This is a genomic window from Bradyrhizobium genomosp. I (2014) (genome assembly GCF_000261685.1).
GTDB lineage: Bacteria > Pseudomonadota > Alphaproteobacteria > Rhizobiales > Xanthobacteraceae > Bradyrhizobium.
This window is the reverse complement of record NZ_AJQE01000214.1, coordinates 1-14,053: the sequence shown is the minus strand read 5'-3', so window position 1 is coordinate 14,053 and position 14,053 is coordinate 1. Positions and strand designations below refer to the sequence as shown.

Genomic DNA, 14,053 nt, shown 5'->3' with positions numbered 1-14,053 from the left:
GAGAATCGGCGTCAGGCCGCCACCACCGCCGGAATCGGCAGCGCGGTGACCGACTTGATCTTCTCCATCGCGAAGCGCGAGGTGACGTTCTTCAGCGGCACGGCGCTGATCAGCTTCTTGTAGAACACGTCATAGCTCTGCATGTCCGCGACCACAACGCGCAGCATGTAGTCGACGTCGCCGGCCATGCGATAGAACTCCATCACCTCCGGCATGGCGCTGACGGCGTCGGCGAACCGCTTCAGCCAGGCGTCGGAATGATCGGCGCTCTCCACCGACACGAACACGGAGATGCCGAGCCCGATCTTGTTCTGGTCGACGAGGGCCACGCGCTTGGTGATCACGCCGTCGGCCTCCAGGCGCTGGATGCGCTTCCAGCAGGGGGTCGAGGACAGGCCGACACGGTCGCCGATCTCGGCGACGGAAAGGGAAGCATCCTCCTGGAGGACCATCAGGATCTTGCGGTCGATGGCATCGAGGCGGCGGCTGGTCTCGGGAACCTGGACGGTGGAATCAGTCATTTGAAGAACTTTGTTTCATTTATGTGGCCGGTTTCCCTGATATATAGAATATCCTTCCACGACAAGCCTATATTGTTCGCGCAGCAGTGTAGCCGCACTAGGGCCGGGTACGTAAAAGCTCTTCAACTTCAACGCGTTGCGGGGCAGCCAGGCCGCCGCCATGGCGGGTGCATTTCAGCGCTGCGGCGGCCGCGGCGAATCGCAGCGCCTCCCGTACCCCCTCGCCCTCGGCGAGTCGGAGCGTGAACGCACCATGGAAGACGTCGCCGGCGCCGAGCGTATCGACCGCCTGGACCGGGAAGGCCGGTGTCTCCTCCAGCTGATTCTTTTCGTTCAGCCAGACCGTGCCATGCGGGCCGTCTGTGGCCGCGATGAAGGCCGGCGTCAGCCCGGCCAGAAGCTTCAGTGCCTCGCCGTCGCCGTCGACGCCGGCCGTCTCCTGCAGCTGCGCACTGGCGAACAGCAGATGCGAGGCCGTCGTGAGCAGGCCATCCTGCAACGCCATCATCCGGTCGACGCCGACGACGACGGGAATGCCGCGCTGCCGCGCCTCGGCGCAGAGGGAGCGCGCGAACGCAGCGCAGCGGCTTTCGACGAGGACCGCCCGGCAATCGACGAGCAATGCGTCGGCGTCGGGCAGCTTCACGCGCCACAGGCCGGGATCGCGATAGATGATGAGTGTCCGTTCGCCGGAGGGCTCGATCATGATCGCCGAGACCGGCGTGGTCATATCAGGCATGCGCACGACGTGCGTGATGTCGACGCCCTCCCGCGCCATCCGTTCGAGGATGAAGCCGCTCGACGTCTCGCCGGCATCGCCCATCGGCCCCGTGAAGGCGACGCGGCCGCCGAGCCGCGCGATGGCGATCGCCGCATTGAGCGCGTTGCCGCCGCAGATCTCGGCGAGATCGCCGGCGTTGGCCTTGCTGCCGCGTTCGGGCACGGCGTCGACACGAAAGATCAGGTCCCGCACCGGCATGCCGATGCAGAGGACGCGCGGCGCGATCCCGGCCATCGACGGCCCCAGCTCAGGCGCTGCTCTTGTCGTGCACCCAGCGGCCGAGCAGATGATGGGCGATCGCAAACGGATGCGGGCCGGCGAGCCCGTCGGGATGCGTCCGCGTCAGCATCAGGGCTGCCTCCTCGCGCGTGAACCAGCGCGCGTCTTCCAGCTCCATGCGATCGACGACGATATCCTCGCTCACGGCCCGCGCGCTGCAGCCGATCATCAGCGATGACGGATAGGGCCAGGGCTGGGTCATGTAATACTGCACGTCGGTGCAGCGAATGCCGGATTCTTCCAGGATCTCGCGGCGCACCGCGTCCTCGATGGTCTCGGCCGCCTCGACGAAGCCGGCGAGGCACGAATACATGCCCGGCGGAAACTGCTTCTGGCGGCCGAGCAGGCACTTGTCGCCGGAGGCCACCAGCATGATCACGACCGGATCGGTGCGCGGAAAATGCTCGGCCTTGCAGGCAGGGCAGTCGCGCTTCCAGCCGCCTTCCTTCATCGCACTGCGGGTGCCACAATTGGCGCAATAGCCGTGGCGCTGATGCCAGCTCACCATCGACTTCGCCATCGCGATTGCCGACAGCTCCTGTGGCGGAAGCGCGCCCTGCATCGCCATGCCACGCAGCTCGGTCACGGTGTAGTCCTCGCGGCCGACCAGTTTCTCGGCAGCGGCCTGCGACAGGCCCATGCCGAAGATGGCGGCCCCGTCGCGCAATCCCAAAAAGATCGTGCCCGGATTGGCGCCGCATTTCAGTGCCTCGTCGATCGAGAGCAGCGCGCGCGTCGTTTCGCCCTCGCGCTTCACGAGCAGCGAGTCGCGATAGACCACATAGGCGCGCGAGGACGGCTTCTGCTCCAGCGCGAACAGCTTTTCGTCGTCGCGGCGCAGATGCGCGGCGCGGTCGAGGATGTTGGTGACGAAGGCCGGCTGCCCCAGCGGAAACGCGTCGAATGCTGACATGTCTTGTTCTTTCAACCCAACCAGATCTTGCGGCGGAGCGCGCTGATGAAATTCTGCACCTCAGTGGCATCGTGCGCCAATGGCGGCATCACGCCCCAGACCGGCCGTGGCCAGGCTGCGTCACCGGTGCGGCGGGCGATGATGTGGACGTGAAGCTGCGGCACGAGGTTGCCGAGCGCGGCGATGTTGAGCTTGTCGCATCTGGTGATCTCCTTCAGCGCGCGCGAGACGCGGGAGATCTCCGTCATCAGCTGCGCCTGCTGCACCTCGTCCAGGTCGATGATCTCGACCGCATCGGGGCGCCGCGGCACCAGCAGCAGCCAGGGATAATGCGCGTCCTTGATGACCAGCACCTTCGACAGCGGCAAATCGCCGATGTCGATGGTGTCCTCTTTCAGGCGGGAGTGCAGCGACCAGGCGGGTTCGGGCATGAAGACTTCTCTGGATTGATTCTTACCGTCGCAGAGACCACGCCCCCAGACAACATCCGTATGCGCCGTGGTCCGTATGCGCCGGGTTGGGCAGGCCATGCGCTTCTGTCGATTGGAAACGGGTTCTGGGACGCGAAACGGAGCGGTTCGGGCCTGAGCGGACGCAACGGCCGTGGGAACAGCCATATACCCCGCTTGCTTTCCGGCCCTTTTAGCCCCAAATAGGGACCGGGAGATTGGCGGTGGACGAGCCACTCGCCAACCGGGTCAGGTCCGGAAGGAAGCAGCCCTAACGAGGTCCGGATCGGGTCGCTCGTCAGTCTCCTACCTGTTTTTCCGAGCGAATTGCGCCGGTGGTCGTCCCGCCAGCGCGCTCCTTTCCGCAAAAGCCGGCCACGAGACATTTCATTGCGGATCGACCGATGACCGACGCTGGCGCCCCTCCCAATCCCGACAGCGCCGGCAACACGCCTTACCGGGTGCTGGCGCGTAAATACCGCCCTTCCTCTTTTGACGACCTGATCGGCCAGGAGGCCGTGGTCCGCACCGTCTCCAATGCGTTCGAGACCGGGCGCATTCCGCAGGCCTGGATCCTCACCGGCGTCCGCGGCGTCGGCAAGACCACCACCGCGCGCATCCTCGCCCGCGCGCTCAACTACGAGATGCCTGATGCTTCGGTAAAGGGCCCGACCATCCACATGCCGACCCTCGGCGTGCACTGCCAGGCGATCATGGAAAGCCGGCACATGGACGTGCTGGAGATGGACGCCGCCTCGCACACCGGCGTCGACGACGTCCGCCAGATCAATGACAGCGTGCGCTATGCCCCCGCCAGCGCCCGCTACAAGGTCTACATCATCGACGAAGTCCACATGCTGTCGACGGCAGCCTTCAACGCCTTCCTGAAGACGCTGGAGGAGCCGCCGGAGCACGCCAAGTTCGTGTTCGCGACGACCGAGATTCGCAAGGTTCCGGTCACGGTGCTGTCGCGCTGCCAGCGCTTCGACCTGCGCCGGGTCGAGGCCGACGTGCTGATGAAGCACCTCGCCAATATCGCGGCGAAGGAAAGCGTCGAGATCGAGCCCGAGGCGCTCGGCATCATCGCGCGCGCCGCCGAAGGCTCGGTGCGCGATTCGCTGTCGCTGCTCGACCAGGCGATCGCGCATGCGGCAGGCCAGGTGAAGGCCGATGCGGTCAGGCAGATGCTGGGGCTCGCCGACCGCACCCGCGTCATCGATCTCTTCGATTCGCTGGCGCGCGGCGACATCGCGGCCGCCTTCAAGGAGTTTCGCGACCAGTACGACGTCGGCGCGGACCCGATCGTCGTGCTCTCCGACCTCGCCGAGTTCGTCAATTTCGTCACCCGTGTGAAGGTCGTGCCGGCGACCGCCGACAATGTCGCCTATGGCGAGACCGAGCGGGTTCGTGCGCGGGACTTCGCGTCCAGGATTTCCATGCGCGTGCTGTCGCGGATGTGGCAGATGCTGCTCAAGGGCATTACCGAGGTGCAGGCCGCGACGCGCCCCGCGGCGGCGGCCGAGATGGTGCTGGTGCGCATTGCCTATGTCGCCGACCTGCCGACGCCGGATGAAGCCATCAGGATGCTGGAGCAGAACGGCGGCGCCTCGCCGGTCGTGAGCGGCAGCAGTGCGGCGCGGAGCGGCGCGCCGGCCGCACCGATGGCCTCGGCGGCGCCGGTTGCTTCAGCCGCACCCGTTCGTATGCCGACATCGTCGCCGACTGCGTTCGGCGGCGCTGCCCGTCCGCAGATGGCGGCGCCCGCGCCGGATCCGCAAGGCGCGGCGCCGCAGCTGCGCATCACCAGCTTCACCCAGCTCGTCGCGCTCGCCGGGCAGAAGCGCGACCTCATGACCAAGGGTGCGCTCGAAGGCGACATGCGCCTCGTTCGTTTCGAGGAGGGCCGGCTCGAGGTCGCGCTCGAGCCCAACGCCTCCAAGACCATGATCTCGGAGCTTGCGAAGAAATTCGAGCTGTGGACCGGCCGGCGCTGGACCGTGATCGTCTCCAACGAGCAGGGCCAGCCGACGCTGCGCTCGGTGAACCAGGCCGCCAAGCAGGAGCATGCGCGTACCGCCGAAGCCGACCCGCGCGTGCAGGAGGTGCTGTCGCGCTTCCCCGGTGCGAAGGTCGTCGAGGTCCGCAGGCTTGCCCCCGAGGCGCCGGAATCCAATATTAACGCGGACTATGGCAGTGACGATCCGCCCGACGGTTCCGACGGCGACGATCTCTGAGCCATTCTTTCCAAGGACAGGCACCGATGGCTGATTTTCTCGGCATGATGAAGCAGGCGGCGCAACTGCAATCCAAGATGCAGGAGATGCAGGAGCAACTCGCCAATGTGGAGGTTGAAGGCATCTCCGGCGGTGGTCTCGTCGCCGTGCGCATGACCGCCAAGATGGACGTCAAGGGCATCAAGATCGATCCCTCGCTGATGAAGCCGGAGGAGCGCGAGGTGCTGGAAGACCTGCTCGTTACCGCGCTCGCCGATGCCCGCCGCAAGGCGGAAACGGCGGTGCAGGACAAGATGCAATCGCTCACCGGCGGGCTCGGCCTGCCGCCGGGGCTGTTCGGCCAGTAACATGGGTGCGGTTGCAGGTCCCGAGATCGAGCGGCTGGTCCAGTTGCTCGCGCGGCTGCCGGGCCTCGGTCCGCGCTCGGCGCGGCGCGCCGCGCTGCATCTGATCAAGAAGCGCGAAGCGCTGATGATGCCGCTGTCGTCCGCCTTGCAGGTCGCGCTGGACAAGGTCCAGGTCTGCAAGACCTGCGGCAACATCGACACGCAGAATCCCTGCACGGTCTGCACCGATCCGAAGCGCGATCCCTCCATCATCGTCGTCGTTGCCGACGTTGCCGATCTCTGGGCGCTGGAGCGGGCCAATGCGACCCAGGGGCGCTATCATGTGCTCGGCGCGACATTGTCGCCGCTCGATGGTGTCGGCCCGCAGGACCTCACCATCGACACGCTGGTGGCGCGCGCGCATGATCCGCAAGTGCACGAAATCATCCTGGCGCTGAATGCGACGGTCGACGGCCAGACCACGGCGCATTACATCACCGACCTGCTTCAGGATGCCAATGTGAAGGTGACGCGGCTCGCCCACGGCGTTCCCGTCGGCGGCGAGCTTGATTATCTCGATGAAGGTACGCTATCGGCTGCGATGCGGCAGCGCACCCTGTTCTAGCCATCCAGACTTTACGGAACGGACGACATGACGAAACCTTTCGCCACACGATTTGCCTTGGTCGCGATGATGACGATGCTGGTGAGCCCGGCCATGTCCGCGCAGCAGGGCGACGAGGCACCGCCGCCGTCCAAGCCCGGCAAGCCGATCAACACCGGCGACGTGCTCTCCGGCGAACTGAACGCGATGAAGGTCCGCGACGTCAGGAACGGCAGGCGTGTCGCGACCTACCAGATCACCTCCGAGCCGCGCCGCCTGCCGCCGCCGAACGGGCTGTGCAATCTCGAGACCGGGCCAGAGACGTTCCAGCTCGTCACCTCCACCGATGCGCAGGCTACGCAGCTGAAATCGTTCGTCGGCAAGGAGATCTCCGTGAAGGTCGACGAGATCGCCTGCGCCAGCGATGCCGGCCAGATGAGCGAGGCCGTGATCACCAAGTGGAGCCTGATCAGGAAGCAGTAGTGGGCGGGCGACGCTCTCTCCGTCGTCATTGCGAGCGAAGCGAAGCAATCCAGAAATCGTTCCGCGGAAAAGTCTGGATTGCTTCGTCGCAAGAGCTCCTCGCAATGACGAGGAGAGATGTGAGCGTCAAACCCTCACCGGCCCCAGCGTCTCGAAATGCCCGCGCTTTTGCAAGTACGCCAGCAGCATCAGGCTCGGGATCGCCACCAGCACGCAGATCACGAAGAACAGCGGCCAGCCCGTGCTATCCGCCACGAAGCCGGCACCGGATGAGAGATAGGTCCGCCCCACCGCCGCAAGCGCGGTGAGCAGCGCGTATTGCGTCGCCGTGTGCAGCGGGTTCTGGCAGAGCGCAGAGAGATAGGCGACGAAGATCACGGTGCCGATCGCGCTGGTGAAGTTCTCGGCCGTGATGGCGAAGGCGAGCGCCCATTGGCTGGTGCCGACGATCGCCAGCCAGGAGAAGGAGAGGTTGGCGAGTGCCTGCATAACGCCGCCGATCCACAGGCTGGTCGCGAGCGAATAGCGCCGCGCGACGAAACCACCGGCAAAGCCGCCGATCAGCGTCGCGGCGAGTCCAACGCCCTTCACGATCGCCGCATAGTCGTTGCGGGAGAAGCCGAGGTCGATCACGAACGGCGCCGTCATCGTGCCGGAGAAGGCATCCGTGAACTTGAACAGCACCACGAAAGCGAGTGCGGCGAGCGCGTCCTTCCGCGACAGGAATTCCGAGAAGGCCCCGATCGCGGCGTGCAGCACGCGCGCGAACGCGGTCTCGGCCTGTGTCGCGGCTTCGGCCCGCACCGATTGCTCGGGCTCGGTCGCGACCAGTGCCGTGATCGTCCCGATCAGCACCATCGCCGCCATCACCACGTAGCCCCACATCCAGGCCGATTGTCGCGCAATGCCGGTGCTTTCGAAACCCGAGACGATGAACAGCGCGCCCGCGGTCGAGACCAGCATGCCGATGCGATAGGCCGCGACGTATGACGCCATGCCGGCGGCCTGCTCGCTCTCCGGCAGGCTCTCGACGCGGAACGCATCGACCACGATGTCCTGCGTCGACGATGTCGTCGCCACCAGCAGCGCGCCGAGCGCGACGTAGAACGGCGACCGCGCCGGATCTGTCATCGCCAGCAGCACGATCGCGATGATCAGCAGCAGCTGCGAGAACACCAGCCAGCCGCGCCGCCGCCCGAAGGCGCGGGTGAACAGCGGCACATGCATCGCGTCCACCAGCGGCGCCCACAGGAATTTCAGCGTGTAGGGCGTGCCGACCAGCGCAAACAGCCCGATGGTCTTGAGATCGACCCCGGCTTCCCGCATCCACACCAACAGCGTCGAGCCCGACAACGCCAGCGGCAGGCCGGAGGAGAAGCCGAGAAACAGCACGATCAGCACCCGCGACTGCAGGTAAACGGCAAGGCTGTCGCGCCAGGAGGTCGCAGGGGCGGAGGTCGCGGCAGGAGAGGTCGCGTCGGGTGCGGTCATGGGGCGGTGTTAGCAGATTCTGGGGGCCACAAGTGAGGTGTCATCGCCCTCTCCGCTGTCATCGTCCGCGAAGGCGGACGATCCAGTAATCACCAGTGTCTCGGTTTAATTGCACCCGCCGCGGCGTGCTGGATGTCCCGCCTTTGCGGGGCACGACAGCGTGGAGGAGTATGGCGGTGTCATGGTGGGCCGGCAATCTCGTGATACAGATCATCCCAATTCGGGTTGTGCTGTTCGATCAATCGGACCTTCCAGGCCCTGTTCCACTTCTTCAGTCGCTTCTCCCGCTTGATCGCGTTATCAGGGTCGTCGAACTGCTCGAAGTAGACGAGCCTCGCGACATCGTATTTTTCCGTGAAGCTTTCGATCAGCTTTGACTTGTGCTCGGCTACCCGGCGGATGAGATCATTGGTCACGCCAATGTATAGCGTGCCGCCGATCTTGCTGGAGAGAATGTAGACGTAGTAGTGGCGTCCGCCCATCTGCCGCCTTCCCCTTCGCTGTCATCGTCCGCGAATGCGGACGATCCAGTAATCACCAGCGTCCCGGTTCAATCACCAACGCCGCGGCGTACTGGATGCCCCGCCTGCGCGGGGCATGACAGCGTGCTACAAACTCACTCCCCCGCCTGGAGTTTCCTCGGAAACAGCTCGCCCGCGGCCGTCGCCACCAGCCGCGGTGCCTCCGGCGCATCGCTCTTGCTGAAATCGAGCTCCTCGATGCGCCCTGCACGCTTCTCGATCTTGTCGGCGGAGATCAGGATCTGGCGGACGTCCTCGTTCGCATCGGAAAAATGCTTCTGCAATTTGACCACTCGGTCCCTGAGGCGTCCCAGATCGTCGCCGAGCTTGATCACTTCAGTCTGGATCTGGTCGGCGGCATCGCGCATGCGCGCGTCCTTCATGATCTGCTGCATCACCTGGATCGCGAGCATCAGGAGCGAGGGCGACACCAGCACGATTCGGGCGCGATAGGCCTTCTGGATCACGTCGTCGAAGCCATCATGGATCTCGGCATAGACCGATTCCGACGGCACGAACATCAGCGCCATCTCCTGGGTCTCGCCGGTGACGAGATATTTTTCGGCGATGTCGCTGACATGCTTCATCACGTCGCCGCGCAGCCGCTGCGTGGCAATGCGCCGCTCCTCGTCGGTACGGGCGTCGTGCAGCGCCGTCATCGCCTCCAGCGGAAATTTCGCGTCGATGCAGAGCGGGCGCTGGTCGGGCAGAAACACGACACAGTCGGGCCGCTTGCCGGTGGAGAGCGTGAACTGGAACTCGTAGGAGCCCTTCGGCAGCCCGTCCTGGACGATCGCCTCCATCCGCGCCTGCCCGAAGGCGCCGCGCGACTGCTTGTTGGCGAGCACGTCGCGCAAGGTGGTCACCTGGGTGGTGAGGTCGGTGAGGTTCTTGTGCGCGCTGTCGATGATGCCGAGCCGCTCGTGCAGGGCGCGCAGGCTCTCCATGGTGTTGCGGGTGGAATGTTCCATGGACTGGCCGACACGGTGGGTCACCGAATCCAGCCGCTCGTTGACCGCGCGCGCCATCTCGGCCTGGCGGCCGGCCAGCGCCTGGGTCATGGCGTCGACCCGGCCCGAGGCCTCGCTCTGGGCGCGCAGCACTTGGGCGAGGCGTTCCTCGAGCTCGTCGGCCCGGATCGCGTGCGCCGTGGCGAGTTCCGCGCCACGCCGCCCGGAGCGCGCGATCACCACCGCAATCACCACCAGCAGGATGAGGACGAGGGCACCGAAGCCGATCAGCGCATCGATGATGCGCACCGGCCAGTCGCCGGCCATGAAAATGATCTCGTTCATGCCTGCCCTTCTACCCGATTCGCCGGAATTCGCGAACGAAGAGGGAACGTCGGTGGTTGACAACCCCCTAATTTTTACGGTTAACGAAACCTGAAGTTTTATGGTTAGCGGAAGGTCAACGGCGTTCCTGGCCGCATTGACCGCATCCGGCGCGCGGCTTAAATCGCGGCCATGGCCCTACGAGAAATCATCATCCTGCCGGACAAGCAGCTGCGTCTGGTCTCCAAGCCGATCGAGAAGGTCACGCCGGAGATCCGCAAGCTTGCCGACGACATGTTCGAGACCATGTACGACGCGCCCGGCATCGGCCTCGCTGCGATCCAGGTCGCGCAGCCCTTGCGCCTGATCACCATGGATCTCGCCAAACGCGACGAGAGCGGCGAGACCAAGCGCGAGCCGCGCGTCTTCATCAATCCTGAAATCCTCGCCTCGTCCGAGGAACTTTCGGTCTACGAGGAAGGCTGCCTGTCGATCCCCGAATATTACGAGGAGGTCGAGCGCCCTGCGAAGGTCCGCGTGCGCTTCACCGATCTCGACGGCAAGGTGCACGAGGAGGACGCCGAGGGCCTCTACGCCACCTGCATCCAGCACGAGATCGACCATCTCAACGGCGTCCTGTTCGTCGACTATCTGTCGAAGCTCAAGCGCGACCGGGTGATGAAGAAGTTCGAGAAAGCCGCCAAGCGCGCCGGCGAATAGGCCACGTCCTCCGCCGTCATGCCCGGCCCTTGTGCCGGGCATCCACGTTCTTTGCCGCCGCGAGCAGGAAGAACGTGGATGGCCGGGACAAGCCCGGCCATGACGAGTACCTTGCTCGTTCTCGAGGATTGTCTCGTCACATGCCCCTCCGCCTCATCTTCATGGGCACGCCCGATTTCTCCGTGCCGACGCTGCTCGAGCTGGTCGCGCATGGCCATGAGATCGCGGCGGTCTACACCCGCGCGCCGAAGCCCGGCGGGCGGCGCGGCCTGCAATTGCAGCCGACGCCGGTCGAGGAGGTCGCGCGAAAGCTCGGCGTTCCCGTGCTGACGCCGAAGACGCTGAAGACGCCGGAGGCGCTGGAAGAGTTTCGCGCATTTGAGGCCGATGCCGCAGTCGTCGTTGCCTACGGCATGATCCTGCCGCAGGCGATCCTCGATGCGCCAAAGCTCGGCTGCTACAATCTGCACGCTTCGCTGCTGCCGCGCTGGCGCGGCGCCGCGCCCATCAACCGCGCGATCATGGCTGATGATGCCGAAAGCGGCGTGATGGTGATGAAGATGGATGTCGGCCTCGACACCGGCGACGTCGCCATGGCCGAGCGCATCGCGATATCGGACACCATGACCGCGCTCGATCTGCACGATCGCCTGTCCCGGCTGGGCGCCGACCTGATGGTGCGCGCGATGGCCGCGCTCGAACGCGGCGGGCTCCAGCTCAAAAAGCAGAGCGAGGACGGCGTAACCTATGCCGCCAAGATCGACAAGGCCGAGGCGCGCATCGACTGGACCAGGCCCGCGCGCGCCGTGCTGCGCCACATCCACGGCTTGTCGCCGTTTCCCGGCGCCTGGAGCGAGTTCGAGAATGCGCGTGTCAAGATCCTGCGCTGCGAATTGGCGAAAGGCTCCGGCACGCCTGGCGAAGTGCTCGACGATCGGCTCACCATCGCCTGCGGCGAGGGCGCAATCCGCATCCTCGAGCTGCAGCGCGAAGGCAAGGCCCGCATGCAGGCCACGGACTTCCTGCGCGGTGTGCCCGTCAAGCCGCCGATGCGGTTCGCTTGATGCCCCGCTACAAGCTCACCATCGAATACGACGGCGCGCCGTTCTTCGGCTGGCAGGTGCAGGAGACGCTGCCATCGGTGCAGGGCGCGCTGCAGGCTGCGGTGAAGGCGATGACCGGGGCGGATTTGCGCGTCCATGGCGCCGGCCGCACCGATGCCGGCGTGCATGCGCGCGGCCAGGTCGCGCATGTCGACGTCGAGAAGCAGTTTCCACCGGGTCGTTTTCGCGACGGGCTCAACGCGCATCTGCGGCCGCATCCGATTGCGGTGCTCGAGGCCGAGATCGTACCCGATACGTTCGAGGCGCGCTTTTCGGCCGTCAAGCGGCACTACCGCTATCGCATCATCAACACCCGCGCCAATCTCGCGCTCGACGTCGGCCACGCCTGGCGCGTGCCGCGCCGGCTCGATGCCGATGCCATGCACGCGGCGGCACAGCGCCTGCTCGGCAAGCACGATTTCACGACGTTCCGCGACACCGAATGCCAGGCCAAGTCGCCGGAGAAGACGCTCGACCAGCTCGACGTGCAGCGCGATGGCCGCGAGATCACCATTGTCACCTCGGCGCGCTCGTTCCTGCACAGCCAGGTGCGCTCGATGGTGGGATCGCTGGTCTGGGTCGGCGAGGGGCGCTGGACCGCCGATGATCTCTCCGCCGCACTCGCGGCCCGCAACCGCGCAGCCTGCGGCATCGTCGCCCCGCCGGCGGGGCTGTATCTGATGAAGGTGGATTACTGAGAGGGTGAGGCGCCCGCTCTCGCCGCGCCCACCGCTGTCATGCCCCGGCTTGACCGGGGCATCCAGTACGCCGCGGCCTCTCGGCTCAATCATGACTGTCTCTGGAATACTGGATCGCCCGATCAAGTCGGGCGATGACAGCTTCGTTTGTGGAGGCAACAGTGCCTCAAGCAAAATACCGCGTCAGTATCCCGCGATACACTTGCGTCAATTTCTCCAAATCCGCCACCGGCACCCGCTCGTCGACCTGGTGCATGGTCTGGCCGACCAGGCCGAACTCGATCACGGGGCAATAGCTGGAGATGAAGCGCGCATCCGAAGTCCCGCCGCTCGTCGACAGCTCCGGCTTGCGGCCCGTCACCTCCTCGATCGCGGACACCGCGAGATCGGTGAACGCACCCGGCTTGGTCACGAACACGTTGGAGTTGGACGGCTCCCAGACGATGCGGGCCTTGATGCGGTTGCCGCAGGCTTTTGCGAGGCGCCGTTCGACCAGCTCGCGCAGGGATGCCTGGGTGTGGTTGTCGTTGTAGCGGATGTTGAATTTTGCGCGGGCCTGGCCGGGAATGACGTTGTAGGCGCTGTTGCCGACGTCGACCGAGGTGAATTCGAGATTGGAGGCCTGGAACTGTGCGCTGCCATGATCGAGCGGCTCGTCGGAGATCGCCACGATCAGCCGCGAAATGTCAGGCACCGGATTGGACGCGCGATGCGGATAGGCGACATGACCCTGCACGCCATCCACGTAGAGCGTGCCGGATTGCGAGCCGCGGCGGCCGACCTTGATGGTGTCGCCGAGCACTTCGACGTTGGAGGGTTCGCCGAGCACGCAATGATCGAATGTCTCGCCGCGCCCGGCGGCCCATTTCAACAGCTTGATGGTGCCGTTGATCGAGACGTCTTCCTCGTCGCCCGTGATCAGGAACGAGATCGACCCTGTTCCGTCCGCACGCGGCTTGCCGCCATTGGCAGCGAGATGCCCCAGCACCGCGGCGACGGAGCAGGCGATGCCGCCCTTCATGTCGACCGCACCGCGGCCGTGCAGGACGCCGTCCTTCACTTCGCCCGAGAACGCGCCGACGCTCCAGGCACTCTCGTCGCCCGGCGGCACCACGTCGGTGTGACCGGCAAAGGTGATGTGCGGCCCTTCCGTGCCGATCCGCGCATAGAGATTGTCGACATCGGCAGTGCCGGGCTCGCTGAAGGTCACGCGGTGGCAGGTGAAGCCGGCCTCGTTCAGGGCTTTCTCAAGCACCCCGAGCGCGCCGGCATCGGTCGGGGTTACCGAGGGGCAGCGGATGAGGTCGCGGGCAATGGAGAGAGCATCGGTCATGCGCGTCGGATCAATCCCGCAGCAGCTCGTTGATGCTGGTCTTGGACCGCGTGCGTTCGTCGACGCGCTTGACGATCACGGCGCATGCGGTGCTCGGGCCGATCTGGCCGTTCTTCATCGGCTTGCCGGGCAGCGCGCCGGGCACCACCACCGAATACTCCGGCACTTCGCCCATGAAGATTTCGCCGGTCTCGCGATCGACGATCTTGGTCGAGGCGCCCAGGAACACGCCCATCGCCAGCACCGCGCCCTTGCGCACGATCACGCCTTCGGCGACCTCCGAGCGCGCGCCGATGAAGCAGTCGTCCTCGATGATGACGGGC

At 65.5% G+C, this 14,053-nt stretch carries 16 protein-coding genes and 1 other RNA gene; 8 read left to right on the top strand and 9 right to left on the bottom strand.

Going from position 1 to position 14,053, the window contains the following annotated elements; genetic code table 11:
• Positions 1 to 11: 11 nt before the first annotated feature.
• The 4 genes from IC50_RS20705 to IC50_RS20690 all read right to left on the bottom strand — a co-directional run bounded on the left by IC50_RS20705 (position 12) and on the right by IC50_RS20690 (position 2,925).
• The gene (locus IC50_RS20705; protein WP_035708915.1) at positions 12 to 521 is read right to left on the bottom strand and encodes an Lrp/AsnC family transcriptional regulator; all 510 of its coding nucleotides are present in this window, start codon (positions 519 to 521) and stop codon (positions 12 to 14) included.
• A gap of 97 nt (positions 522 to 618) precedes the next feature.
• Positions 619 to 1,536, bottom strand: coding sequence for a sugar kinase (locus IC50_RS20700; RefSeq protein WP_035708912.1), 918 nt, complete (start codon positions 1,534 to 1,536; stop codon positions 619 to 621).
• A gap of 13 nt (positions 1,537 to 1,549) precedes the next feature.
• Positions 1,550 to 2,494: an NAD(+) diphosphatase gene (gene nudC / locus IC50_RS20695; RefSeq protein ID WP_035708908.1), complete on the bottom strand. Its 945-nt coding sequence runs from the start codon at positions 2,492 to 2,494 to the stop codon at positions 1,550 to 1,552.
• An 11-nt stretch (positions 2,495 to 2,505) separates the two neighbouring features.
• Positions 2,506 to 2,925: an HIT domain-containing protein gene (locus IC50_RS20690; RefSeq protein ID WP_035708905.1), complete on the bottom strand. Its 420-nt coding sequence runs from the start codon at positions 2,923 to 2,925 to the stop codon at positions 2,506 to 2,508.
• A gap of 231 nt (positions 2,926 to 3,156) precedes the next feature.
• On the opposite strand from IC50_RS20690, the gene ffs reads away from it, so the two are divergent.
• The 5 genes from ffs to IC50_RS20670 all read left to right on the top strand — a co-directional run bounded on the left by ffs (position 3,157) and on the right by IC50_RS20670 (position 6,590).
• Positions 3,157 to 3,253: signal recognition particle sRNA small type (gene ffs, locus IC50_RS38665), an RNA gene on the top strand.
• A 94-nt stretch (positions 3,254 to 3,347) separates the two neighbouring features.
• Positions 3,348 to 5,177, top strand: coding sequence for a DNA polymerase III subunit gamma/tau (locus tag IC50_RS20685; RefSeq protein WP_035708901.1), 1,830 nt, complete (start codon positions 3,348 to 3,350; stop codon positions 5,175 to 5,177).
• Positions 5,178 to 5,203: 26 nt separating this feature from the next.
• Positions 5,204 to 5,524, top strand: coding sequence for a YbaB/EbfC family nucleoid-associated protein (locus IC50_RS20680; protein WP_035708898.1), 321 nt, complete (start codon positions 5,204 to 5,206; stop codon positions 5,522 to 5,524).
• Between the two features lies 1 nt (position 5,525).
• Positions 5,526 to 6,128 carry a recombination mediator RecR gene (gene recR / locus IC50_RS20675; protein ID WP_035708897.1) on the top strand — a complete coding sequence of 201 codons (603 nt, stop codon included), beginning with the start codon at positions 5,526 to 5,528 and terminating at the stop codon, positions 6,126 to 6,128.
• Between the two features lie 27 nt (positions 6,129 to 6,155).
• Positions 6,156 to 6,590, top strand: coding sequence for a hypothetical protein (locus IC50_RS20670; RefSeq protein WP_035708894.1), 435 nt, complete (start codon positions 6,156 to 6,158; stop codon positions 6,588 to 6,590).
• Positions 6,591 to 6,716: 126 nt separating this feature from the next.
• Here the strand turns inward: IC50_RS20670 and IC50_RS20665 are convergent, their stop codons facing one another.
• The 3 genes from IC50_RS20665 to IC50_RS20655 form a co-directional block, all read right to left on the bottom strand.
• Positions 6,717 to 8,081, bottom strand: coding sequence for an AmpG family muropeptide MFS transporter (locus IC50_RS20665; protein WP_035708891.1), 1,365 nt, complete (start codon positions 8,079 to 8,081; stop codon positions 6,717 to 6,719).
• 179 nt (positions 8,082 to 8,260) lie between these two features.
• On the bottom strand, positions 8,261 to 8,563 hold the full coding sequence (locus tag IC50_RS20660; protein ID WP_035708889.1) for a GIY-YIG nuclease family protein: 303 nt from the start codon (positions 8,561 to 8,563) through the stop codon (positions 8,261 to 8,263).
• 134 nt (positions 8,564 to 8,697) lie between these two features.
• Entirely contained in the window at positions 8,698 to 9,897 is a 1,200-nt protein-coding gene (locus IC50_RS20655; RefSeq protein WP_035708886.1) for a DNA recombination protein RmuC, read from the bottom strand.
• A gap of 171 nt (positions 9,898 to 10,068) precedes the next feature.
• Here IC50_RS20655 and def point away from each other — a divergent pair, with 171 nt between their 5' ends.
• From def to truA, 3 genes are all read left to right on the top strand, one after another.
• Positions 10,069 to 10,596 carry a peptide deformylase gene (gene def / locus IC50_RS20650; RefSeq protein ID WP_035708884.1) on the top strand — a complete coding sequence of 176 codons (528 nt, stop codon included), beginning with the start codon at positions 10,069 to 10,071 and terminating at the stop codon, positions 10,594 to 10,596.
• Between the two features lie 140 nt (positions 10,597 to 10,736).
• Positions 10,737 to 11,660: a methionyl-tRNA formyltransferase gene (fmt, locus tag IC50_RS20645; protein WP_035708881.1), complete on the top strand. Its 924-nt coding sequence runs from the start codon at positions 10,737 to 10,739 to the stop codon at positions 11,658 to 11,660.
• Complete coding sequence (gene truA, locus IC50_RS20640; RefSeq protein WP_035708879.1) at positions 11,660 to 12,397, top strand: tRNA pseudouridine(38-40) synthase TruA; 738 nt, start codon at positions 11,660 to 11,662, stop codon at positions 12,395 to 12,397. The genes fmt and truA overlap by 1 nt, the downstream gene beginning before the upstream one ends.
• 166 nt (positions 12,398 to 12,563) lie before the next feature.
• Here truA and dapE read toward each other — a convergent pair whose 3' ends face one another.
• Positions 12,564 to 13,730 (bottom strand): succinyl-diaminopimelate desuccinylase, encoded by a 1,167-nt coding sequence (gene dapE, locus IC50_RS20635; protein ID WP_035708877.1) that lies wholly within the window; start codon positions 13,728 to 13,730, stop codon positions 12,564 to 12,566.
• A gap of 10 nt (positions 13,731 to 13,740) precedes the next feature.
• The coding region (locus IC50_RS20630) for a DapH/DapD/GlmU-related protein (RefSeq protein ID WP_035708874.1) at positions 13,741 to 14,053 on the bottom strand (313 nt) is incomplete at its 5' end.

Bases quoted from the DNA above. Each gene is read 5' to 3' on its own strand.
- IC50_RS20705 (WP_035708915.1), bottom strand. From the start codon at position 521: ATGACTGATTCCACCGTCCAGGTTCCCGAGACCAGCCGCCGCCTCGAT.
- IC50_RS20700 (WP_035708912.1), bottom strand. From the start codon at position 1,536: ATGGCCGGGATCGCGCCGCGCGTCCTCTGCATCGGCATGCCGGTGCGG.
- nudC (WP_035708908.1), bottom strand. From the start codon at position 2,494: ATGTCAGCATTCGACGCGTTTCCGCTGGGGCAGCCGGCCTTCGTCACC.
- IC50_RS20690 (WP_035708905.1), bottom strand. From the start codon at position 2,925: ATGCCCGAACCCGCCTGGTCGCTGCACTCCCGCCTGAAAGAGGACACC.
- IC50_RS20685 (WP_035708901.1), top strand. From the start codon at position 3,348: ATGACCGACGCTGGCGCCCCTCCCAATCCCGACAGCGCCGGCAACACG.
- IC50_RS20680 (WP_035708898.1), top strand. From the start codon at position 5,204: ATGGCTGATTTTCTCGGCATGATGAAGCAGGCGGCGCAACTGCAATCC.
- recR (WP_035708897.1), top strand. From the start codon at position 5,526: ATGGGTGCGGTTGCAGGTCCCGAGATCGAGCGGCTGGTCCAGTTGCTC.
- IC50_RS20670 (WP_035708894.1), top strand. From the start codon at position 6,156: ATGACGAAACCTTTCGCCACACGATTTGCCTTGGTCGCGATGATGACG.
- IC50_RS20665 (WP_035708891.1), bottom strand. From the start codon at position 8,081: ATGACCGCACCCGACGCGACCTCTCCTGCCGCGACCTCCGCCCCTGCG.
- IC50_RS20660 (WP_035708889.1), bottom strand. From the start codon at position 8,563: ATGGGCGGACGCCACTACTACGTCTACATTCTCTCCAGCAAGATCGGC.
- IC50_RS20655 (WP_035708886.1), bottom strand. From the start codon at position 9,897: ATGAACGAGATCATTTTCATGGCCGGCGACTGGCCGGTGCGCATCATC.
- def (WP_035708884.1), top strand. From the start codon at position 10,069: ATGGCCCTACGAGAAATCATCATCCTGCCGGACAAGCAGCTGCGTCTG.
- fmt (WP_035708881.1), top strand. From the start codon at position 10,737: ATGCCCCTCCGCCTCATCTTCATGGGCACGCCCGATTTCTCCGTGCCG.
- truA (WP_035708879.1), top strand. From the start codon at position 11,660: ATGCCCCGCTACAAGCTCACCATCGAATACGACGGCGCGCCGTTCTTC.
- dapE (WP_035708877.1), bottom strand. From the start codon at position 13,730: ATGACCGATGCTCTCTCCATTGCCCGCGACCTCATCCGCTGCCCCTCG.